The sequence below is a fragment of the Undibacterium sp. Ji50W genome (assembly GCF_049340445.1).
Classification (GTDB): domain Bacteria; phylum Pseudomonadota; class Gammaproteobacteria; order Burkholderiales; family Burkholderiaceae_D; genus Undibacterium.
Genome location: NZ_JBMPOX010000001.1, coordinates 942311 through 964592 on the forward strand (window position 1 = coordinate 942311; position 22282 = coordinate 964592).

Consider the following 22282-nt stretch of genomic DNA (forward strand, 5'->3'; position numbering starts at 1 on the left):
ACTGACCACACTGACTGCATCCATGAAGCATGCGACAGCAAAAACGATAAAGACCGCCGATATGGATTGTTATATCTATTTTAAAACCATGAGCAGCCAGGAAACTGAAGTCATCCTTCAGGAGCAACTGTTGCAGTCCCATATGCAGCAACAAGCCGGGCTTGCCCATGGCGTGCAAAGACGGCCCTCTGCACAAGATGGCCTGCACACCTGGATGGAAATCCATCGTCAAGTCAGCCCTGATTTTGAACAGCAACTGGCACAAGCCTATGCCCAGACCCGTTTATCCGAATTGCTGCAGGGTGAACGACACATGGAATATTTTATGGACGTGAGCTTATGTGCCTGATTGTTTTCGCCTGGAAGCTGATACCTTGCACGCCGCTGATTTTTGCCGGTAATCGCGATGAATTTTATGAACGCCCCGCTGCCGCTGCGAGCTGGTGGGAAGACAATCCCCATATTTTTGCAGGCCGTGACCTGCAGTCGGGCGGTACCTGGATGGGAATCACCAGCCAGAATGGCGCGGACAGCCTGACCACCAAATTTGCCGCCATCACCAATATCCGCGCCCCTGGCGAGCGTCGCGAAGACGCGCCTTCGCGTGGTGAGCTGGTCGCCAATTACCTGAATAACCCGCTCAATGCCAGGGACTATATCGCCAGCATCCGTGACGAGGTAGCTGACTATAACGGCTTCAACCTGGTGCTGGGTGACCAGGAAGATTTGATCTGGTTTTCAAATCGCCATCAGGATGATGTCCGCAATGGCCAGCCACTGCCGCCCGGCATTTACGGCATTTCCAATGCTGCGCTGGATACGCCCTGGCCAAAAGTTGTCAGGACCAAGGCAGAATTTGCCAGCATGATTTGTCAGCGTGCGCCGGTAGATGCCTATTTTGAAGTATTGGCCAACACCACACCCGCACCTGACTGCCGCCTGCCAGATACCGGCGTTTCGTTTGAAATGGAAAGATTATTGTCATCGCCCTGCATCGTGTCACCTGACTATGGCACCAGGGTCACGACCGTGCTGAAGGTCCACAAGGACTACCCGGCAGAATTTCATGAGAAACTGCTGCGCTGATACCATCTGGCGTGCAGCTTCATACCGTTCGCAAGGGCGCACGCCACAGCAGAACGGCGGCAATCAGCTTCAACATGCAGGGTAACACTGCATAAGCGACGGTCAATGCCTGCAAGCCAGTTTGGGTGCTGATGCCTGGTACATAACCCAGGAATTCCAGCAAGGGTAAAGACAGTCCGGCAGCAAGGGCGAGATTCATTTTTGTGGCCCAGTTCCACACACCAAAATAACTGGCTTCGTTTTTTTCACTATGGCCTGCCGCGTGGATCACACCTGCCAGGATGGCAGGTGGCAAGGCCAGGTCAGCCCCCAGGCTCATGCCGGAAAAAATGCAAATGACTGAAAATGCCAGGCCGTCACCCGCGCCCAGGCCAACCACGCCCATGAAACTGACGATGGACAATAGCATGGCCATCAACCACGTCCTGACCTCACCCTGCTTTTTTGCCAGATAAGCCCACAGCGGCATGGACAGGGCCGCCGCCAGAAAATACAGTAAAAGCAGGATGCCGGATAAATGCGCGATCTGCAGTCTGTCCCTGGTAAAAAATAAAAACAGGGTTGCCGGTATCGCGGCGGCAATGCCGTTCACCACGAAAACCGAAAATAATGCACGAAAACTGCGGTCGGCAAATAATTCCCGCAGTGTCAGTGCACTGTGCGCTGCTGTCTGGCTTCTGGTGATGACAGGTGTCTTTTTGGTCAACAGCCAGCCTGTCGCCAGCAAGGCCAGTGTCAACACTGCTGCCAGCACACTGACATTGGCGAATTGCGTGATCAAGGCAGTGACAATGACACCACATAAGCCGAAAGCTTCGCGCAACGCAGTCAGCCTTACTCTTTGCCCTGGCTCCTGGGTCAATGCGGCACCCCAGCTTTGATGTGCAATGCTGGCAATGCTAAAACCAGAATAAACGACGATCAGGGTCAAGAAAAACCAGCCGAAGGCCAGGTGCTGAATAGCAAGCGGCGGATGAAACAGACCCATAAAACCCAGTATCAGCAAAGGCAGTGCCACCACAATGTACGGGGCAAAACCACGTCCATGCGGACGGCGGTCTATCAGCTTGCCGATATACGGATCAATGAAGGCATCCATTACCCGGGTCAGCAGCAAGGCTGTTCCTATCATGGTCAGGGACATGCCAAAACGGTCGGCATAAAATTGCGGGACATAGACATAAATTGGCAGTGCCACCATCGCCAGCGGGAAACCAAACAAGGCATAGGCCAGCAAATGAAACAGCGAAAGATTTTTCATGTCATCCAGTCTGGAAAAGAAAACGGCGCGACCATTATTTCATGGTCACGCCGTTTTGGCAGAATGCAATTGACGGCCATGTCTTGCCTGGCCGCCAGCAACTAGCAAATAGTAACTATCAGCTCAACTCTTCCAGACGCAATTTGGTGACGGCTCCAAAGATCGTATCAAGCTTCTCGATTTTTTCTATCGCCGCAACGATATTTTTCTCTTTGGTCTGATGCGTCAGAATGATGATGTCGGTCTGGGTTTCGCCTTCTGCAGGTTCTTTTTGCAGCATGGCGTCGATAGAAATCGTCAAGTCAGCCAGGATGCGCGTGACATCGGCCAAGACACCCGGCTTGTCCGCAACATGCATGCGCAGGTAATAGCTGGTAACAATCTCTGCCATCGGCAACACTGGCAAATCACTGAGGGAATGCGGCTGGAATGCCAGGTAAGGAACCCGATGTTCCGGGTCTGCCGTAGCCAGGCGGGTGATATCCACCAGATCAGCAATCACCGCCGATGCCGTCGGTTCAGAGCCAGCACCTTTGCCGTAATACAGGGTGGCACCGACAGCATCGCCCTGCACCAGGACGGCATTCATTGCGCCTTCGACATTGGCAATCAGGCGTTTTTCCGGAATCAGCGTAGGATGCACGCGCAGTTCGATGCCGGCGTCAGTACGTTTGCTGATGCCCAGCAATTTGATGCGATAACCGAGTTCTTCAGCGTAACGGATATCACTGGCTTGCAGCTTGGTGATGCCTTCGATGTGGGCTTTGTCAAACTGCATCGGGATACCATAGGCAATCGATGCCATGATGGTGGCCTTGTGTGCTGCATCCACGCCTTCGATATCAAAGGTAGGGTCAGCTTCGGCGTAGCCCAGTTCTTGCGCCTGTTTCAGTACAGTGGCAAAGTCCAGACCCTTGTCCCGCATTTCAGACAGGATGAAGTTGGTGGTGCCGTTAATGATACCGGCGATCCACTGTATGCGATTGGCGGTCAGGCCTTCGCGCAAAGCCTTGATGATGGGAATGCCGCCAGCCACCGCTGCTTCAAACGCCACCATGACAGATTTTTCTTGTGCTGCCTTGAAAATTTCATTGCCGTGGGTCGCTAGCAAAGCCTTGTTGGCGGTAACCACATGCTTGCCATTGGCGATGGCTTTCAATACCAGGTCTTTGGCAATGCCATAGCCACCGATCAGTTCGATGACGATATCGATATCCGGATTGGTGACAACCAGGTTGGCGTCGCTTACCACTTCGCATTCGCCATTGGTCAATTCGCGTGCCCGCTCAACATTCAGGTCTGCCACCATGGCAATCTCAATCGAGCGACCTGCGCGACGCGTAATCTCTAACTGATTACGCTTCAAGACGTTGAAAGTGCCGGAGCCGACGGTGCCTATGCCTAACAGGCCTACTTTGATGGGTTTCATATGATTTCTAAACAATAAATGGATGTTAATCAGGACTTGGGCAAAACCTTGACAACTGTTTTGCACCTATCCCATTAATTGGTGCCGTGACGTCGGCGATATCCTTCAAGGAAATGCGCAATACGTCCGAAAGCTTCAGTCAGATCATCCGTGTTGGGTAAGAACACAACACGGAAATGGTCGGGATTGATCCAGTTGAATCCCGTTCCCTGTACCAGTAACACGCGCTGCTCGGTCAGCAGTTCGTGGATAAATTCCTGGTCATCCTTGATCGGGTACATCAAGGGATCCAGTTTTGGAAACATATACAGTGCAGCCTTGGGTTTGACGCAGCTTACACCAGGAATACTTGTTAACAGCTTGTGGGCCAGGTCGCGCTGTTTCAACAGCCGCCCGCCAGGACCTACCAGGTCATTGATACTCTGGTAGCCACCAAGGGCAGTCTGAATCGCAAACTGACCGGGGGCATTGGCACACAAACGCATCGAGGCCAGCATGGTCAGGCCTTCGATGTAATCTTTTGCATGGCGCTTTTCACCAGATACCACCATCCAGCCAGCGCGGTAACCGCAAGAGCGGTAATTTTTCGACAGTCCGTTCAGGGTCAAAAACAGCACGTCATCCGCCAGCGAAGCGATCGATGTATGTTCTTCGCCGTCATACAGGGTCTTGTCGTAAATTTCATCGGCAAAGACGATCAGTTGATGCTGGCGTGCGACATCGACAATCTGCTGCAAGATTTCTACCGGGTACAGTGCACCGGTAGGATTGTTCGGGTTGATGACCACGATGGCACGGGTGTTCGGCGTGATCTTGCTCTTGATGTCATCAATGTCCGGCATCCAGTCGGCCGATTCATCGCATATATAATGCACAGGTTTGCCACCCGACAGGCTGACTGCGGCTGTCCACAAGGGATAATCAGGGGCAGGCACCAGCACTTCATCGCCGCTGTTGAGCAAGGCATTCATGCCCATGACGATGAGTTCAGAGGCACCATTGCCGATGTAAATATCTTCGATGGTCACACCACGGATATGTTTTTCCTGGGTGTAATGCATGATGGATTTACGCGGGGCAAACATGCCTTTGGAGTCGGTATACCCGGCGGCATTCTGCATATTGCGTATCATATCCTGCACGATTTCGTCAGGCGGATCAAAGTTGAAGACGGCCAGATTGCCTATGTTCAGCTTGATGATCTTATGTCCCTCGTCCTCCATCTGCTTGGCTTTTTCCATGACAGGGCCACGGATGTCATAACAAACGTCTGCTAATTTTTGTGATTTTTGTATGGGTCGCACCGCTGCAATCCTTGATAATATTCACAGGATTTCCAGCGAGTTGCTCCAGGCTCACATGGCGTCACGCCGCGTGACACCGCGTGACATTAAATGATTGGAATCCACCCGCATCTATCCTGATTAAGCCGCAATACAGAAAATGCTGCACTGCCGAACGTTCCATTCTGCACAAAGCGCCGGTTTTTATCAATGATAACTTCGTAATCGTTGCGAAATTAATATTGCATTAATGCGCAATCTGTTACTACACCCTAGTTACCAGCGAAGGCATGCAAAACAAAACCAAGAACAAAAGTGTAAGCTGCTTGTCTATCTTTACAGTATTGCTTGAATAAAAAGACTATGTCCATGAAAAAATTGTTTATTTCCCTGATGATGTCCATCAGCCTGTCGCTGGCTTGCCATGGCATGGCAGCCGCGCAAAATGTGCTGGAAGCCATCGCCATCGATAGCGGTGGCAAGCTGTGTGCCAGCCTGCTGGTGCTGGAAACCGGACAAAGCCTGTGGATTTTCCCGGATGCGGCGGCACCTATGCAAAATGTGTATAAATTCCCCATCGTCATGGCTGCCCTGGCGGCAGTAGATCAGCATAAACTCAAATTCGATCAAAAAGTGCTGGTCACGCCGGAAGATCTGGTTGGCGATGGTCAACACAGCCCGATTCGCGATGAGTATCCACAAGGAAATATCAACATTCCTTTAAGGAAACTAATGCGCCATGCCATTGTCGATAGTGACGGCACCGCCAGTGATGTCTTGTTGCGCCTGCTGGGTGGCCCGGTTGCTGTCATGCAATACCTGGAACAACTGGGTATCCAAGACATCAAGGTGATGGATACAGAAAAGGAAATGGGCAAGAACTGGACACTACAGTACCGCAATTCCGCCACGCCCAAAGCCATGATCAAGCTCTTGCAGATTTTCCAGCAAGGCAAGGGGCTGAGCCCAAAAAGCCGTGAATTACTAATGAAATGGATGCAGGAAACCGATCGCGGCGCTGAACGCATCAAGGGATTATTGCCGCCAGAAACCCTGGTTGCTCACAAGACCGGCACATCCGGTGTCCGCAACGGTTTTACCGCGGCCCATAACGATGTTGGGATAGTCACCTTGCCCAATGGCAATCATATGGCTGTGGTGGTTTTTTTAACAGACAGCAGCGCCCCGCATCGATCCAGGGATTTGACCATAGCCAAGATCACCCGCGTCGGTTGGGACGCGTGGGCTGGCAAATAAGTATGGAAACAGAGCCAGCATGGCCCATCGCATGAAACGACACAAAAAACGTTACAATGCGCCACTCATTCAGCCCGAAACCTATAGAGCCATATAGATGAAGTTGCATTCCACCGCCACTCAGCAATACCAGACCATCACTGCTTACGACAAAGCCAGTGTGGAAATCAATGCGATCAGCTACAACTACAGCCTGATTGTGCTGCCCGAAAGCAAGCCCCAGGCATGGTCAGCGCAAAGCTTTGATCAGTTGAACCCCGCCGATTTTGCCCAAATCGAAGCGACCGAGCCAGACGTAGTGATACTCGGTACCGGCAACCGCCAGCGCTTTATCCACCCCAAATTGACCGCCACACTGGCCGCCAAACGCATAGGGGTGGAATGCATGGACAATCAGGCCGCCTGCAGGACCTATAACATCCTCATGGCCGAAGGCCGCAAAGTTGCCCTGGCCCTGATTATGGAAACTGCATGAAGCATCAATCCCCCTACGATTCACCGCGCACCCTGTGGGCTATTGCCCTCGCCTTCCTGGCGGTCTGGCTGTATATGCTGGGGTCGCGTACCCTGGTGCCTACCGATGAAGGCCGTTATGCCGAAATGGCACGTGAAATGCTGGCCACCGGCGACTGGATCACCCTGCGCCTGAATGGCATCAAGTATTTTGAAAAGCCGCCGCTGCAAAACTGGATGAATGCCCTGACCTTCGCCCTGTTTGGTCTGGGCGACTGGCAGGCACGTCTGTGGACAGGTCTGTGCGGGTTGCTGGGTGTGGCTGCAGTCGCCTATACCGGCAGCAAGGTGTTCAGCCGTCGTATAGGCATCAGCGCTGCGCTGGTACTGGGTTCCAGTTTTTACTGGGCAGGCATGGGCCATGTCAATTCCCTCGACATGGGCTTGTCGGGCATGATGACTTTAAGCCTGTGCGGCCTGCTGGTCGCGCAAAATGCCAGCAAAGACAGCACAACGGAAAGAAACGCCATGCTAATGTGCTGGCTGGGCATGGCGCTGGCCACCATGTCCAAGGGCTTGATTGGCTTTGTGCTGCCTGGCGCCGTGCTGGTTCTGTATACAATATGGACGCGTGACCTGGGTTTATGGACGCGCCTGCATATGGGCAAAGGTCTGGTGCTGTTCTTCGCTGTCACGGCACCGTGGTTTATCTTGATTGCCATAAGAAATCCGGAGCATCCGCAATTCTTTTTCATCCACGAACATTTTGACCGTTTTACCAGCAATGTCCACAAGCGTGGTGGTGCCTGGCATTACTTCATTCCCCTGCTGATTCTGGGCATTATTCCGTGGATAGGCATGCTGTTGCAAGCCTTGAAGACTGGTCTGGGTGAAGCTGCCGGACAATTCCAGCCACGCAAGATGCTGCTGATCTGGTCGGCTTTCCTGTTTTTCTTTTTCAGCATATCCGGCTCCAAATTGCCGGGTTATATCCTGCCTGTTTTCCCTGCCCTGGCATTATTGATCGCAGTCCATATCGAGGTCGCAGGCAACAAATCGGTAAAAATCAGTGCGGCGTTTTTGATACTGGTCGGTATCGCAGGCCTGGCCGGACTGACCTATTTTCTGGGTAATCTCGATCCGGTAAAGCAAGCCTATGACATTCCGCTGTATCACGCTTATTTACCCTGGCTGGTGGCGGCATTTTCGATCGCCATTTTTGGTGGTGTCTGGGCCTGCTTACTGTTGCGCAAGGGTGAGGCAGGAAAAGACTGGGCCATCATTACCATCGCTTGCGCTGGCTTCTTGCTTGGCCAGATCGCCTTCCTGGGGCATGATCCATGGGGTAAATACATCGCAGGCACAGCGCATCTGCCTGTCATGCAGGCCGAACTGAAAGACCCTGCCACGCCATTGTATGCAGTGGGCCGCTATGAACAGGCTTTACCGTTTTACCTGCAACGCACCACGATATTGGTTGAATTTCCGGATGAAATGGAATTCGGACTAAAGCAAGAAAAGCAATTATGGATACCCAAGCGTGAGGATTTCATCCAGCAATGGCAATCCCATCAAGACAAAGGCGAACCTGCGGTAGCGATATTACGTACTGATATCTATGAAGAGTTAAGGAGCACCAGCTTCCCCATGCGGGTCATAGGCCAGGATCCTCGACGTGTCATCGTTGCCAATCTGGTAAAACCCAAATAAATTTAACGCCAATGAACAAGCATTGGCTGCATCCAACATTCCAAAAGAATCATATCTTTTACGCATAGCATAGAGAGGATCACCATGAGTGAAGCGTCCACATTTCTGCCTTTTACCAAACCCAGCATCGATGAAGAAACCATCGCTGCTGTCGCAGAGGTACTGCGTTCTGGCTGGTTGACCAGCGGTCCCAAGGTCAAGGCACTGGAAGAGCAACTGTCCGAATATTTCGGTGGCCGCCCAGTACGCACCTTTAATTCAGGCACCTGCACCATGGAAATCGCGTTGCGTATCGCGGGTATAGGCGCAGGTGATGAAGTCATCACCACCCCCAATTCATGGGTGGCGACTGCCAATGTCATCATCGAAACCGGGGCAACCCCAGTGTTTGCCGACATTGATGCGAAAACGCATAATATCGATCTGGACAAACTCGAAGCGGCCATCACCCCGCGCACCAAGGCCATCATCCCGGTCCACATGTGCGGCCTGCCCTGCGACATGGACAAGCTGTATGCCATTGCCGACAAATATAAATTGCGCGTGATTGAAGATGCGGCACAGGCCATAGGCTCAAGCTGGAAAGGCAAGCGCATCGGCTCTTTCGGTGACTTTGCCTCATTCAGTTTCCAGGTCAACAAAAACATCATGACCGGCGAAGGGGGCTGCCTGGTCTTGAACAATGCAGAAGAAGCACGCCAGGCAGAAAAATATCGCCTGCAGGGTGTGACCCGCAGTGGCCTGGATGGCATCGATGTCGATGTGCTGGGTGGCAAATACAATATGACCGATATCGCCGCTGCCATAGGCCTGGGGCAAATGAAACACTTGGCAGAATTCAATGCCAAGCGCGCTGCCCTGGCCAAACATTATTTCACTTGCTTTGGACATGACTTCGAACAAACAACTGGCGCAGAACTGCCTGTCGCTGATTTTGAAAACAGCAACTGGCATATGTTTCATGTGGTATTGCCGGAAAGCGTGAATCGCGCCCATTTCATGCAACAAATGCTGGACCGGCAGATTGGCCTGGGTTATCACTACCGTGCCATCCACCTGTTCAGCATGTACCGTCAACGCGGCTTTACCGATGGCATGTTCCCTATCGCTGAACGTATAGGAAAAAAGATTGTTACTTTGCCATTATTTCCAGCAATGAATACAGAAGATGTCGAAAGAGTCGTGTCTGCGGTAAAATCCTGCCTTCTTTGAAATCGGTCAAAACAATACCAATGAAACCCGAACTCTCTGTCGTCATTCCTGTCTACAACGAAGAAGCTGGCTTGTCCAAGCTGTTTGCCAGACTGTATCCGGCACTAGACAATCTTGCTGCACGCGGTATCACCTATGAGGTGGTATTCATCAATGATGGCAGCCGTGACAACACGCCTGCCCTGCTGGCAGACCAGTATCGCCTGCGCCCTGATGTAACACGGGTGGTGCTGTTCAATGGTAATTATGGCCAGCATATGGCGATTTTGGCCGGCTTTGAAGCAACCCGTGGCGAGATCGTGGTGACGCTGGATGCAGATTTGCAAAACCCGCCAGAAGAAATCGGTGCGCTGGTGGATAAAATGCGCGAAGGCTATGACTATGTTGGCTCCATACGGCGCAAACGCCAGGATTCGGCCTGGCGTACCTATGCGTCCAAGGCCATGAACCGCTTCCGCGAGAAAATCACCCGCATCAAGATTACCGATCAGGGCAATATGTTGCGCGCCTATGGTCGCAATGTCATCAACCTGATCAACCAGTGCAGCGAAGTGAATACCTTCGTCCCTGCGCTGGCGTATACCTTCGCCCGCAAGCCTACCGAAATCATCGTTGAACATGAAGAGCGCTCTGCCGGCGAATCAAAATATTCGATTTACAGCCTGATACGCCTGAACTTTGATTTGATGACCGGCTTTTCCATCATGCCGCTGCAATGGTTTTCCATGCTGGGGATGGTCTTGTCAGCCCTGTCGGGCGGACTGGTATTGCTATTGCTGATACGCCGCTTTGTCCTTGGGGCTGAAGCAGAAGGCTTGTTCACCCTGTTTGCCATTGCCTTTTTCATGATGGGTGTGATTCTGTTTGGCATCGGCTTGCTGGGTGAATACGTTGGTCGCATCTATCAGCAGGTACGTGGTCGTCCGCGCTATGTGGTGCAGACCATACTGGAGCAATCCAGCCCTGATTTACCTGACGCGAACTGAGGCTGGCAGCATGAATGCATCCCTTTCCCCTGCCAGCGCAGTGGTGTTCGCCTATCACAATGTAGGCGTGCGCTGCATCAAGACTTTGCTGGCACGCGGCATACAGATCAAATTGGTGGTCAGCCACCAGGACAACCCGGCAGAAACCATCTGGTTTGAATCGGTTGCAGATTTATGCCACCAGCAAGGCATACCCTGCATTACCCCGGATGACCCCAAAGCACCTGAACTGAAGGCGCAATTGGCCGACATCGCCCCGGATTTCATCTTCAGCTTTTATTACCGCCACATGCTGCCGCTGGATCTGCTGGCACTGGCCAAACGCGGCGCCTACAATCTGCATGGTTCGCTGCTACCAAAATACCGTGGACGTGTGCCAGTCAACTGGGCCGTACTGCACGGAGAAACCGAAACCGGTGCCACGCTGCATGAAATGGCACTGAAACCGGATGCTGGTGCCATCATTGCCCAGGCTGCTGTCCCGATTTTGCCGGACGACACGGCATATGAAGTATTTGGCAAGCTGACCGTCGCTGCCGAACAATGCTTGTGGAATGCGCTGCCTGGCCTGGTGGCGGGTAGTTTCAAGGCCTTGCCGAATGATTTGTCGGTCGGCAGCTATTTTGGTGGCCGCAAGCCGGAAGATGGCCGCATCAACTGGCAGCAAACCGCCCAGCAAGTCTACAACCTGCATCGCGCAGTCGCCCCGCCCTATCCTGGTGCATTTACCGACCAGGCGGGCCAGCGATTTGTGATAGGAAAGGCACGATTATTCCTTGGCGATGCGGCAAATTTGCCGACAGGCTTACATGTGGTGGATAATGTCGTCCTTGGCGTGTGCGGCGATGGTCGCGCATTGCACATTATTGAATTGTTAATGAATGGCAAAGTCGTTACGGCACAGGAACTGGCAGCCCATTTATCAACGGCAGCATAAGTGCAGTAATTGCAAATTCTGAACTGACAAGCAACATTTACTTAAGAAGAACTCACTATGAAAAAAGTCCTTATTCTCGGCGTGAACGGTTTTATCGGTCACCATCTGTCCAAGCGCATCCTGGAAACCACAGATTGGGAAGTGTATGGCATGGACATGCAAACCGAGCGTTTGGGCGACATGATCAATCATCCACGCATGCATTTCTTTGAAGGTGACATCACCATCAATAAAGAATGGGTGGAATACCATGTCAAGAAATGTGATGTCATCCTGCCACTAGTAGCGATTGCCACACCGTCCACTTACGTAAAACAGCCGCTGCGCGTGTTTGAGCTGGATTTTGAAGCCAACCTTCCTATCGTGCGTTCTGCTGCCAAGTATGGCAAGCATCTGGTGTTCCCATCCACGTCCGAAGTCTATGGCATGTGCCATGACGAAGAATTTGATCCGGAAGAATCTGAACTCATCTGCGGCCCGATCAACAAACCACGCTGGATTTATTCCTGCGCCAAACAGTTGATGGACCGCGTGATCTGGGGTTATGGCATGGAAGGCCTGAACTTCACCCTGTTCCGCCCATTTAACTGGATCGGTGCTGGCCTGGACAATATCCATACACCGAAAGAAGGCAGCTCACGCGTCGTGACGCAATTCTTTGGTCATATCGTTCGCGGTGAAAATATTTCCCTGGTTGATGGCGGCGCGCAAAAACGTGCTTTCACGTATATCGACGATGGTATCGATGCTCTGATGCGCATTATCGACAATAAAAATGGCGTCGCCACTGGCAAAATCTACAACATCGGCAACCCGATCAATAATTTCTCCATCCGTGAACTGGCGCACATGATGCTGGATCTGGCGGCCGAGTATCCTGAATATGCAGAAACTGCGAAAAAAGTCTCCCTGACTGAAACCACTTCTGCTGCCTACTACGGCAAGGGTTATCAAGACGTACAGAACCGCGTGCCTAAAATCACCAACACCTGCGAAGAATTGGGCTGGAAACCGGTCACGACCATGCCCGACACCATGCGCAATATTTTCGACGCCTACCGCAGTCAGGTAGCCGAAGCACGCGCCTTGATGGACTAAACCGGTATTACATGCCTACCATCGTTCTCAAGATCGACGTCGATACCTTTCGTGGCACCCGGGAAGGCGTACCCAATCTGGTACGCCTGCTGAAAAAACACCAGGCTGGCGCGACTTTCCTGTTCTCACTGGGAAAAGACCACACCGGCTGGGCCTTGCGCCGCGCTTTCCGTCCTGGTTTTTTTCAAAAGGTATCGCGTACCTCAGTACTTGAGCACTATGGCTTGAAAACCCTGATGTATGGCGTATTGCTGCCTGCACCAGACATAGGTAGTTGCACGAAAGAAATGCAGGCCGTACGCGATGCCGGTTTCGAATGCGGCATACACACCTGGGATCACGTGGTCTGGCAAGACAATGTACGCCAGCGCGGGCTGGACTGGACACGAGACCAGATGCAGCAGGCACATCAACGCTTCCAGCAGATTTTTGGCGACACACCCAAAACCCACGGTGCCGCTGGCTGGCAAATGAATCCACACGCCTTTGCCCAGCTCGACCAGTTCGGCATGCAGTATGCGTCCGATGGCCGGGCCATGCTGAAGGACGATGGCAGCCTGCAAGACCCGGCAGCCGGCCCCTATCGCTTGCAAACCGATGGTACAGTGCGCGCGTGCATACAGATGCCGACTACCCTGCCCACTCTGGATGAGTTGTTGGGACGCGACATTAACGGACTGGTCATTTCCGAGTCAAATATCGCTGCCAACATCCTTAAATTGACAGCGATTCCAAAAGATCATGTATTTACTCTGCATGCAGAGCTTGAAGGACAGAAACTTGCCCCCATATTCGAGGAATTGCTGACAGGCTGGCACAAGCAGGGATATCGATGCATCTCCATGGCGGACTATTATCAGTCCATCAAGGATAGTGAATTACCAGTACGCCCATTATCGTGGGCAAGCTTGCCAGGTCGCTCCGGAGAATTGGTCGCCCTGATCTAGTCCGTCAGCAACATTTCTCCACCCCTAACCAAGGAGATGACAGTGGCTGACACCCCCTCTGCACTAAATTGCCAGGTACCAGAATTTTCCGCTGCCATGACAGGCGGCAAAACGTTTCATTTAACTGACTATCTGGGTAAAAAAATCGTCATTTATTTTTACCCAAAAGACAACACCCCTGGCTGCACAACGGAAAGCATTGCTTTTCGTGATCTGTATGCGCAATTGCAACAGGCAAATACCGAAGTGCTTGGCATCAGCCGCGACAGCCTGCGCTCGCACGAGGGTTTCAAGAGTAAACTGGCTCTGCCCTTCGACCTGATTTCCGACCCGGACGAGACTTTATGTACCCTGTTTAACGTCATGAAAATGAAAAACATGTACGGTAAACAGGTACGTGGCATCGAACGCAGCACATTTGTGATTGACGGCAACGGTAAATTAGTGAAAGAATGGCGTGGAGTCAAAGTAGCAGGACACGTTGATGAAGTACTCGAATTTGTGAGCGCCCAAACTTAATTGAACACTCCAGAATTACTCTTGATAAAAGCCGCGAAAGACAGTGCCAGCAGCAATGCTGGTATGTCCTTAGCGGCTTTTAACTTTTCAGCTCTCACTTTTTGATTGAGGTTTTCATGCCATTGCCAAAAATGCCGACCAAACCAGCAGCACTGCTTTCGCCTAAAGATTATCCCAAAGCAGAAAAAGGCAAACCAGCCAAAACAATAAAATCCGCAACGCCAGAGAAAATCAAAGTTGTAGAAGCTGTCCAGGCTCCTCAAAGAAAGAAAAACACGGTTACCCCTATTTCTGCGGCCAGGCCCGCCGCAGAAAGACCGGCACCAGTTATCAGTGTCAAAGCTGCACCGCCAGCCGCTGCCAAAAGCAAGTTGCCAGACACCCGCGTGAAATCTGGCACCAGCCGTGCTGCGGACAAATCCGGTGTCAAAAAGCTGTTTGTGCTGGATACCAATGTGCTCATGCATGATCCTTCATCCCTGTTCCGCTTTGAAGAGCATGACATCTACCTGCCCATGATCACGCTGGAAGAACTGGATGATCATAAAAAAGGCATGTCTGAAGTAGCACGCAATGCACGTCAGGTATCCCGTTCACTGGATGCGCTGGTAGGTGATATTGACCACCACGATATCGAAAAAGGTATCTTGCTGTCCAAATTGGGCAACAAGGATGCCAAAGGAAAGTTGTATTTCCAGACCAAGTTGCAATCCGGCGAATTGCCGGTAGGCCTACCTAAAGGCAAGGCTGACAACCAGATCCTGGGTGTCGTCACTGCACTTGAAAAAGACATGCCTGGCCGTCCGGTGGTTCTGGTATCGAAAGATATCAACATGCGCATCAAGGCGCGCGCCATGGGTTTGCCAGCAGAAGATTATTTCAATGACCATGTACTGGAAGATTCTGACCTGCTGTATTCCGGCATCGTGCAATTGCCCGATGACTTCTGGAACAAGCATGGCAAAGGCATAGAAACCTGGCAAGAAAACCGCAATGGTCTCAGCACGACTTTTTATCGCATCACCGGGCCGGTCATCCCTTCCCTGCTGGTAAATCAGTTTGTCTATCTTGAACCCAAGAACGGTGAAGCTTCTTTCTACGGTCAGGTCAGGCAGATCAATGGTAAAACTGCCGTGCTGCAGACCTTGCGCGATTATGGCCATATCAAGCACAGCGTCTGGGGCATTACCTCACGTAACCGCGAGCAAAACTTTGCACTGAATCTGTTGATGGATCCGGAATGCGATTTCGTCACCCTGCTGGGTCAGGCCGGTACCGGCAAGACCTTGCTGGCATTGGCAGCAGGCCTGGCGCAGGTACTGGAAACCAAAACCTATAATGAAATCATCGTCACTCGCGTGACGGTGCCGGTAGGCGAAGACATCGGTTTCCTGCCAGGTACAGAGGAAGAAAAAATGTCGCCATGGATGGGTGCCTTTGATGACAACCTCGAAGTGCTCAACAAGTCAGACAATGATGCCGGTGACTGGGGTCGTGCAGCGACGCAAGACCTGATACGTTCGAAGATCAAGATCAAGTCTCTGAACTTCATGCGTGGACGTACCTTTGTCAATAAGTTCCTGATCATCGATGAAGCACAAAATCTGACGCCGAAACAGGTCAAGACCCTGGTGACACGTGCCGGCCCCGGCACCAAGATCATCTGCCTGGGTAATATCGCACAGATAGATACACCTTATTTGACCGAAGGCTCCAGTGGTCTGACTTATGTGGTGGATCGTTTCAAAGGCTGGGCGCATAGCGGCCATGTCACACTGGCGCGTGGCGAACGTTCCCGCCTCGCCGATCACGCGAGCGAAATCTTGTAATTCGTTCTTTCTGCAGTAATAAAAAATGGCGCATATATTATATGCGCCATTTTTTTTGATTCACCTGAATGAAACTGCCTTTACTTCCATTCACCACGCAACTGACTGACCTTTTCCTGCAAGATCTGCGGTGTGATGTCTGCCGGCTGCATCACCTCACCCACGACCAGTTCAAGCTTGGAAAACGGGCCACGACTGAAGGCACGTTCAAAAGGATTGCTTTTGTCGCGCGACAGGAAACTACCCCACAAACCGCGCAAGGCCAGTGGGTAGACGGGAACCGGCGTACGTTCCAATATCTTCATGACGCCACCTTTAAACTCGTTCAATTCGCCTGTCGCTGTCAGCTTGCCTTCCGGGAAAATGCAGACCAGCTCACCTTCATGCAAAGCCTGGGCCACATCGATATAGGCTTTTTCCATCAACCATGGGTCTTCCTTGCCAGGAGCGATAGGAATTGCCTTCGCTGTCCGGAACACCCAGGACAAAAATGGAATTTTAAAAATACGGTGATCCATGACAAAGCGAACCGGACGCGGGCTGGATGCCATGATCACGATCGCATCCATATAACTAACATGGTTACACACCAGTATGCCTGCACCTTCGTCTGGTAACCGGTCAGTATTGACACCTTTGACCTTGTATATCGTGTGTATCAGCAGCCAAGCGATAAAACGCATCAGGAATTCCGGCACCAGGCTGAATATATACACCGCGACGATTGCGTTCAGAATCGCGGTAGCCATAAAGATTTGCGGGATCGTGAAGCCTTTTTGCAACATCATCATCGCCGCCAGTGAAGCTACCACCATGAAGATGGCGTTCAGGATATTCATGCCGGCGATGGTGCGGGATAAATGCTTGGGGTCGCAACGTGTCTGTATCAAAGCAAACAGGGGAACAATATACAGGCCACCAAAAATACCTATCAGCGTAATATCAAACAAAATATGCAGACTGCCAGCCTGTTGCAGGAAGGTCTGCATGGTCACCGTTGCCGTGTTGGTATAGGCGACACTGGACAGATACAGATCAAACCCAAATACAGACAAGCCTATGGAACCAAACGGTACCAGACCAATTTCCACCTTATGGCCGGATAATTTTTCGCATAACAGAGAACCGGCACCGATACCGAAAGAAAATATAGTCAGCAACAACACAAAGACGCTATGGTCACCATGCAGATAATTTTTGGCATATAAGGGAAATTGCGCCAATACGATGGCACCATAAAACCAGAACCACGAATTACCCAGCAGCGACAAGAATACCGGGCGATTCTGTTTGCTGAAGCTGATATTCCGGATGGTTTCTGTCGCCGGGTTCCAGTTGATTTCCAGTTCAGGTTCAGGCGCAGGTGAATCAGGAATGCGCAAACTGGTCAAATAACCCATGATGGCGATGACAATCGCACCACCGGCTACCAGTTCTATACCCCAGGGTTTGTGCACGACCAGCAAGGCACCCAGGATTTCACCCAGCAAGATGCCGACGAAGGTCCCCATTTCTATCAGGCCATTACCACCCACCAGCTCATCGGTTTTCAAATGTTGGGGCAAGTAAGCATACTTGACCGGACCAAACAGCGTGGAATGAATGCCCATGCCGGCTACCGCCGCAATCAGCAACCACAAGTTGTGTGTCATCCAGCCGGTGGCGGCGATGAGCATGATGACAATTTCCAACAATTTGACATTCCGCGCCATCATGCCTTTTTCAAACTTGTCGGCCAGTTGCCCCGATGTGGCGGAAAACAGCACGAATGGCAGGATGAACAATCCGGGAATCAGATTGTTCAGCAAGCCAATGTCCATATCGGTCCAGGTCAGCGCATCATAGGTCAGGATGGTGAGCAAGGCCGTTTTAAACACATTGTCATTGAATGCCCCAAGAAATTGCGTCCAGAAGAAAGGCGCAAAGCGGCGCTGTGTCAGCAGGGTGAACTGGCTATGTTGGCTCATGGATAATGTCGGTTACCGAAAAGTTAAAATTCAGGACTTACGCAAAACCACCCCAACTGCGTTGCAGTTCCTCGCCGTACTACTCGTACTATTTGTACTGTCTTCGTCGCTACACCTTGCTGTAACGATTTTGCGTAAACCCTCAGATTAATACCGCAAGATTGTGAAATACTCAAGCTCAATTACCAGAAAACTTGTCTTACCCAAGGCGTGTTGCTCAGGAAAGAAAATAATCAATCGCCCTATGCACAGGCAAAAGATGACAACCTTCCTGGGTGGCCAGGCGCAATGCCGTTTCCAGTAAAGCCGGGCTGGTTCCCCACGGACCGGGATGGTCGCTGACTTCATGAGAATACAGGATTAACCACCCGCCCTCCTTCGCCGTATGCTGGATCAAGGCATGCAGTTCGTCCACATTGGTCTTGGAAGAATACAGCGCCTGTGCCTTCAAGGCATACAGGTCAGCGCGGCCAGTCTGGGTACCGCCACCGGTGATACGGGAATAGGAAAAACGTTTGGCAGCAGCCAGTTTGCTCCCCAGGTCATACGCACCGAAGGGAAAAGCAAATCCCTGGTTGTGAATACCATGTTGTTGGAAAAAAGCCTGGTTGCGCTCCCAGTCATGAGCCAGGTCAGCAGCAGAAGTGTTTGCACAATTGGTATGTGAAAACGTGTGACAGCCGACTTCATGTTCATTTTCGATCAGGCGTTTCAAATCGTCGACACTGTGACAGGGCTGATTTTGCTCGACGCCATCGGTCAGGCCACCACAAACATAAAAAGTACCACGCGCCTGGTACAACTCCAGCAACACCGCCCCCAAATGGCAGGCGCTGGCGGGCACGTCATCGAAGCTGAAGCTGACCACGCCCCGGCCTTTTTTCAAGGGCAACCAGCGGCATCCCAGATGGCGTGCGGCAAAACGACTGAGTCTTGGACCTATTCCCATATTAATCAGCGTAAACTGTCCGAAGCGCTAAGGGAATGCTGATAACGTTTCAAGCCCATGCGTGAACTACTCCCCGGTAAATTTTCGTAAGTATATTCCAGCCCCAGCTTGATAACCGCCTGCTTCAGGTTGATGCCATCCGATTCGCGCCGGACTTTTTCATAAAAGCTGTCCAGCACCACACGAAAGCCACGTTCGAACTCATAAGCACCGCCAAAACCGACGCGCAGCAACTGTTCTTTACGGGACGATCCATCATTCAGACCTGCCAGTCGTGGCACCAATACGTTATCGCTATTCTGCAGTAATGTGGAGAAATTCATTTGCGACTTGTCCGAATATTTCCACTGGGCGTCGAAACGCAGGGCCTTGGTGATCACGTACAGGACAGACCGGTCAACGATAGTGAAAGGCCGGTCCCACAGTTGCAGATCCAGTCTTAACTTCGGCGAATAATGATAAGTGCCGCGCCACAAGGCATTGAAGAGATTGGTATCGCGGTCGGTTAAATTGTCGTAGCGACGGCGTATGATGCCCAGATGCGTGCTGGTGACAGACTTGCTGCTATAACGCCATTCCGCGTCGAGAAATACTTCGGATTCTTTATATGACTGATCCAGGTCAGCAATCTCCTGGGCATTACGGTCAGGGAAATTGCTATCCGATAGCCGCGTACCGACTTCTACGCTGGAGCCGGTCGGCGAGTAATAGCGGGCACTGAACTGGCGGCCACGTTCATCAAAATTGTATAGCTGATTCACAAGCAAATCGTAATTCAGCGCTGCCCTGTCAACTTTGAGATTCAAAGACCATTCATCCGTGAATTTCATATTCACATCGGCAGAGGCCCGTTTTTGATGCGAGATATCTTTGTCAGTGAAAGTACCATTGATGTACTGAAAAAGCCGGTCTTCTTTACCCGCGGACAGGTGCCCGTTGAAAATCTGGCCTGCGGCCCATTCCAGGTTGGCATCACCAGCGACGATATGATGATCCAGGTCTTTATAGTTTTTGTAAAACCGGTTGCCCAGAGAACCGGTCAGCGTCAGCCGCGTGCGCTCTGACAGCAAAGGGATAATGACACCGGCACGTAGGTCGCCGCCTTTGACCGTATCACGTTCACGTGTCTTGATACCCGCAGGCGTGTTAGTGGCATCCGGGATAGTGGCAGGGTCAGGATTAAGCGGCTGCTCATAAAAGCGGAATGGATTCGAATCGCTGGTGAGCGAGGTTTCCAATTGCAACACCAGCTCTACCGTATCCGCAGCAAAAACCGGTGGTGCAGCGGCAGACAGCAAACCTGTCAGCAAGCAAGCACAATGATTGCCAGAAAAATGAAGTGAGCGATATGCTTTGCCTTTCACTTTTCTGCCTCTCTTATTGAAGTTGCAAACCATGTCCAGACAGGCGGAACACCCGATCGCAACGGCCAGCCAGTTCCGCATCATGGGTGACGATCACGAAGGCCGTACCTAAAGTGCGTGACAGTTCCAGCATCAATGCAAATACCTGTTGTGCCGTGCTGCCATCCAGGTTGCCGGTCGGCTCATCTGCCAGCACGCATGCGGGCTGTGTCACCAGGGCACGCGCCAGCGCTACGCGCTGTCTTTCGCCGCCTGACAATTCACCAGGAACATGTTTGAGCCTATGGCCGAGGCCGACTTTTTCCAGTATCAACTGAGCTGCCTGCTGCGCATCAGCACGTTTCATGCGTCGGATCATGAGCGGCATGGCAACATTATCCAGTGCCGAAAATTCCGGCAACAGATGATGGAACTGGTACACAAAACCCAGTGACTGATTGCGCAAATTGCCCCTGGTGGTTTCATTCATGCTGGCAAAATTCTGCCCTTGCAGTATGACGCTGCCTTGTGTCGGCGTATCCAGGCCACCCAGCAAATGCAGCAAAGTCGATTTACCACAACCGGATGCGCCGATGATGGCCACCCGTTCGCCCCTGTAGATGCTCAGATTGATATCGCTGAATACTTTGACCGAGTCCGGCCCCTCTGCAAATACCTTGCTCAACTGATTGCACGACAAAATACTGTCTGCCGGCTGTAAATTGGGATTACTCATAACGCAAAGCCTCCGCAGGTTTGGTTCTGGAAGCGCGCCAGCTAGGATAAATAGTGGCGAGCAAAGCCAACACCAGAGAGACTGAAGCGATGGTCACGACATCCAGCAATTGCACATCGGATGGCAATTTACTGATCACATACACCTCCTTGGAAAGTACCTGTATCCCCAGAATGTGTTCTATGAAAGGCACAATCACATCAATATTGAAAGACACCAGCAGACCGGCCCCGACACCTAGCAAGGTACCAAACAGACCCACGATGGCACCCTGGATCACGAATATCTTCATGATGGATGAAGGTGCAGCGCCCAAAGTGCGCATGATGGCAATATCCGCCTGTTTTTCTGTCACTGTCATGACCAGCGTCGACACCAGGTTGAAAGCAGCAACCGCAATGATCAGCGTCAAAATAATGAACATCATGGTTTTTTCTGCTTTGACGGCGGCAAAATACGTCTTGTTTTGCTGCGTCCAGTCACGTATCAGCAAGTCACCAGACAGGCTGCGCGACAATTCCAGGGCGATCTGGGGTGCTTTCAGCATTTCTTGTATGCGCAGGCGCAGGCCGGAAGGTGCATTCAGGCGGAAAAACTTTTGTGCATCTTCAATATGCATGAAAGCCATACCCGAATCATATTCATAGTGACCGGCCTCAAAAATACCCACCACATTAAAGGCCTTCAGGCGCGGCACCATGCCTGCCGGGGTCATCTGCCCCTCAGGAGCTGCCAGCGTGATTTTTTCACCGATGCGTACATGCAGGCTGTTTGCCAGCGCCACACCCAGCACGATATTAAATTCGCCCGGCCTTAAATCTGCCCATTTGCCATATTTAACCTTGCTGGCAACGTCCGATACCTTGGGCTCTTCCTCCGGCAACACACCGCGCAAAATGACGCCACGCATGACATCTTCACGAATGATCATGGCCTGGCCATCCACATAGGGTGCCGTGCCTGTGACTGCCTTGTTTTTTTGCACTTCCAGCGCAGTTGATTTCCAGTCCGGCAAAGCACCGCTGGCATCAAACACTTCTATATGTGCCAGCACTGACAGCATGCGGTCACGGACTTCTTTTTGAAAACCGTTCATGACCGAAATCACGATAATCATCGCGGCCACGCCCAAACTGATGCCCAACATGGAGATCAGCGAAATAAAAGAAATAAAACTGTTCCGGCCACTACGCCGCCCTGCACGGGTATAGCGCAGGCCAACCAGCCATTCGAAAGAAAGATTTTTCACTACAAGTTCACTTCATTGAGTTCATTAAGTT

The 22282-nt window shown here is 51.7% G+C and carries 20 protein-coding genes; 12 read left to right on the top strand and 8 right to left on the bottom strand.

Features of this window, described 5'->3' with window-relative positions; all coding sequences use genetic code 11:
- Window positions 1-22: 22 nt before the first annotated feature.
- Both ACO0K9_RS04005 and ACO0K9_RS04010 read left to right on the top strand, forming a co-directional pair.
- Window positions 23-349: a DUF4936 family protein gene (locus ACO0K9_RS04005; RefSeq protein WP_422981994.1), complete on the top strand. Its 327-nt coding sequence runs from the start codon at window positions 23-25 to the stop codon at window positions 347-349.
- Window positions 340-1086 carry an NRDE family protein gene (locus ACO0K9_RS04010; RefSeq protein WP_422981996.1) on the top strand — a complete coding sequence of 249 codons (747 nt, stop codon included), beginning with the start codon at window positions 340-342 and terminating at the stop codon, window positions 1084-1086. The genes ACO0K9_RS04005 and ACO0K9_RS04010 overlap by 10 nt, the downstream gene beginning before the upstream one ends.
- A 19-nt stretch (window positions 1087-1105) precedes the next feature.
- On the opposite strand, the gene ACO0K9_RS04015 is transcribed toward ACO0K9_RS04010, so the two are convergent.
- From ACO0K9_RS04015 to ACO0K9_RS04025, 3 genes are all read right to left on the bottom strand, one after another.
- Window positions 1106-2347: an MFS transporter gene (locus tag ACO0K9_RS04015; protein WP_422981998.1), complete on the bottom strand. Its 1242-nt coding sequence runs from the start codon at window positions 2345-2347 to the stop codon at window positions 1106-1108.
- Between the two features lie 118 nt (window positions 2348-2465).
- Window positions 2466-3776 (bottom strand): homoserine dehydrogenase, encoded by a 1311-nt coding sequence (locus ACO0K9_RS04020; protein WP_422982000.1) that lies wholly within the window; start codon window positions 3774-3776, stop codon window positions 2466-2468.
- Window positions 3777-3850: 74 nt separating this feature from the next.
- Window positions 3851-5080 (bottom strand): pyridoxal phosphate-dependent aminotransferase, encoded by a 1230-nt coding sequence (locus ACO0K9_RS04025; protein WP_422982003.1) that lies wholly within the window; start codon window positions 5078-5080, stop codon window positions 3851-3853.
- Between the two features lie 348 nt (window positions 5081-5428).
- Between ACO0K9_RS04025 and bla the strand changes: the two genes are divergently transcribed.
- The 10 genes from bla (at window position 5429) to ACO0K9_RS04075 (ending at window position 16007) form a co-directional block, all read left to right on the top strand.
- Entirely contained in the window at window positions 5429-6316 is an 888-nt protein-coding gene (gene bla, locus ACO0K9_RS04030) for a class A beta-lactamase (protein ID WP_422982005.1), read from the top strand.
- Window positions 6317-6413: 97 nt separating this feature from the next.
- A complete protein-coding gene (locus tag ACO0K9_RS04035; RefSeq protein WP_422982007.1) occupies window positions 6414-6791 on the top strand; it encodes an Mth938-like domain-containing protein in 378 nt (125 codons plus the stop codon).
- Window positions 6788-8479 carry a glycosyltransferase family 39 protein gene (locus ACO0K9_RS04040; protein WP_422982009.1) on the top strand — a complete coding sequence of 564 codons (1692 nt, stop codon included), beginning with the start codon at window positions 6788-6790 and terminating at the stop codon, window positions 8477-8479. Before ACO0K9_RS04035 ends, ACO0K9_RS04040 begins: the two co-directional genes overlap by 4 nt.
- Before the next feature lie 84 nt (window positions 8480-8563).
- Window positions 8564-9691 carry a DegT/DnrJ/EryC1/StrS family aminotransferase gene (locus ACO0K9_RS04045; RefSeq protein ID WP_422982011.1) on the top strand — a complete coding sequence of 376 codons (1128 nt, stop codon included), beginning with the start codon at window positions 8564-8566 and terminating at the stop codon, window positions 9689-9691.
- A gap of 20 nt (window positions 9692-9711) precedes the next feature.
- On the top strand, window positions 9712-10677 hold the full coding sequence (locus tag ACO0K9_RS04050; RefSeq protein WP_422982013.1) for a glycosyltransferase: 966 nt from the start codon (window positions 9712-9714) through the stop codon (window positions 10675-10677).
- Window positions 10678-10687: 10 nt separating this feature from the next.
- A complete protein-coding gene (locus ACO0K9_RS04055) occupies window positions 10688-11614 on the top strand; it encodes a formyltransferase (protein WP_422982015.1) in 927 nt (308 codons plus the stop codon).
- Window positions 11615-11671: 57 nt separating this feature from the next.
- The gene (locus ACO0K9_RS04060; protein ID WP_422982017.1) at window positions 11672-12712 is read left to right on the top strand and encodes a bifunctional UDP-4-keto-pentose/UDP-xylose synthase; all 1041 of its coding nucleotides are present in this window, start codon (window positions 11672-11674) and stop codon (window positions 12710-12712) included.
- 11 nt (window positions 12713-12723) lie between these two features.
- Window positions 12724-13659 (top strand): polysaccharide deacetylase family protein, encoded by a 936-nt coding sequence (locus ACO0K9_RS04065; RefSeq protein ID WP_422982019.1) that lies wholly within the window; start codon window positions 12724-12726, stop codon window positions 13657-13659.
- Window positions 13660-13695: 36 nt separating this feature from the next.
- Entirely contained in the window at window positions 13696-14178 is a 483-nt protein-coding gene (locus tag ACO0K9_RS04070; RefSeq protein WP_422982021.1) for a peroxiredoxin, read from the top strand.
- A 116-nt stretch (window positions 14179-14294) separates the two neighbouring features.
- Window positions 14295-16007, top strand: a complete 1713-nt coding sequence (locus tag ACO0K9_RS04075; protein ID WP_422982023.1) for a PhoH family protein — start codon at window positions 14295-14297, stop codon at window positions 16005-16007.
- Window positions 16008-16087: 80 nt separating this feature from the next.
- Here the strand turns inward: ACO0K9_RS04075 and ACO0K9_RS04080 are convergent, their stop codons facing one another.
- From ACO0K9_RS04080 to ACO0K9_RS04100, 5 genes are all read right to left on the bottom strand, one after another.
- Complete coding sequence (locus tag ACO0K9_RS04080; protein WP_422982025.1) at window positions 16088-17974, bottom strand: MFS transporter; 1887 nt, start codon at window positions 17972-17974, stop codon at window positions 16088-16090.
- 217 nt (window positions 17975-18191) lie between these two features.
- Window positions 18192-18923 (bottom strand): polysaccharide deacetylase family protein, encoded by a 732-nt coding sequence (locus ACO0K9_RS04085; protein WP_422982027.1) that lies wholly within the window; start codon window positions 18921-18923, stop codon window positions 18192-18194.
- A 5-nt stretch (window positions 18924-18928) separates the two neighbouring features.
- Window positions 18929-20287, bottom strand: a complete 1359-nt coding sequence (locus ACO0K9_RS04090) for a hypothetical protein (protein WP_422982029.1) — start codon at window positions 20285-20287, stop codon at window positions 18929-18931.
- A 13-nt stretch (window positions 20288-20300) separates the two neighbouring features.
- The gene (gene lolD / locus ACO0K9_RS04095; RefSeq protein WP_422982031.1) at window positions 20301-21002 is read right to left on the bottom strand and encodes a lipoprotein-releasing ABC transporter ATP-binding protein LolD; all 702 of its coding nucleotides are present in this window, start codon (window positions 21000-21002) and stop codon (window positions 20301-20303) included.
- A complete protein-coding gene (locus tag ACO0K9_RS04100) occupies window positions 20995-22251 on the bottom strand; it encodes a lipoprotein-releasing ABC transporter permease subunit (RefSeq protein WP_422982033.1) in 1257 nt (418 codons plus the stop codon). Before ACO0K9_RS04100 ends, lolD begins: the two co-directional genes overlap by 8 nt.
- Between the last annotated feature and the right edge of the window lie 31 nt (window positions 22252-22282).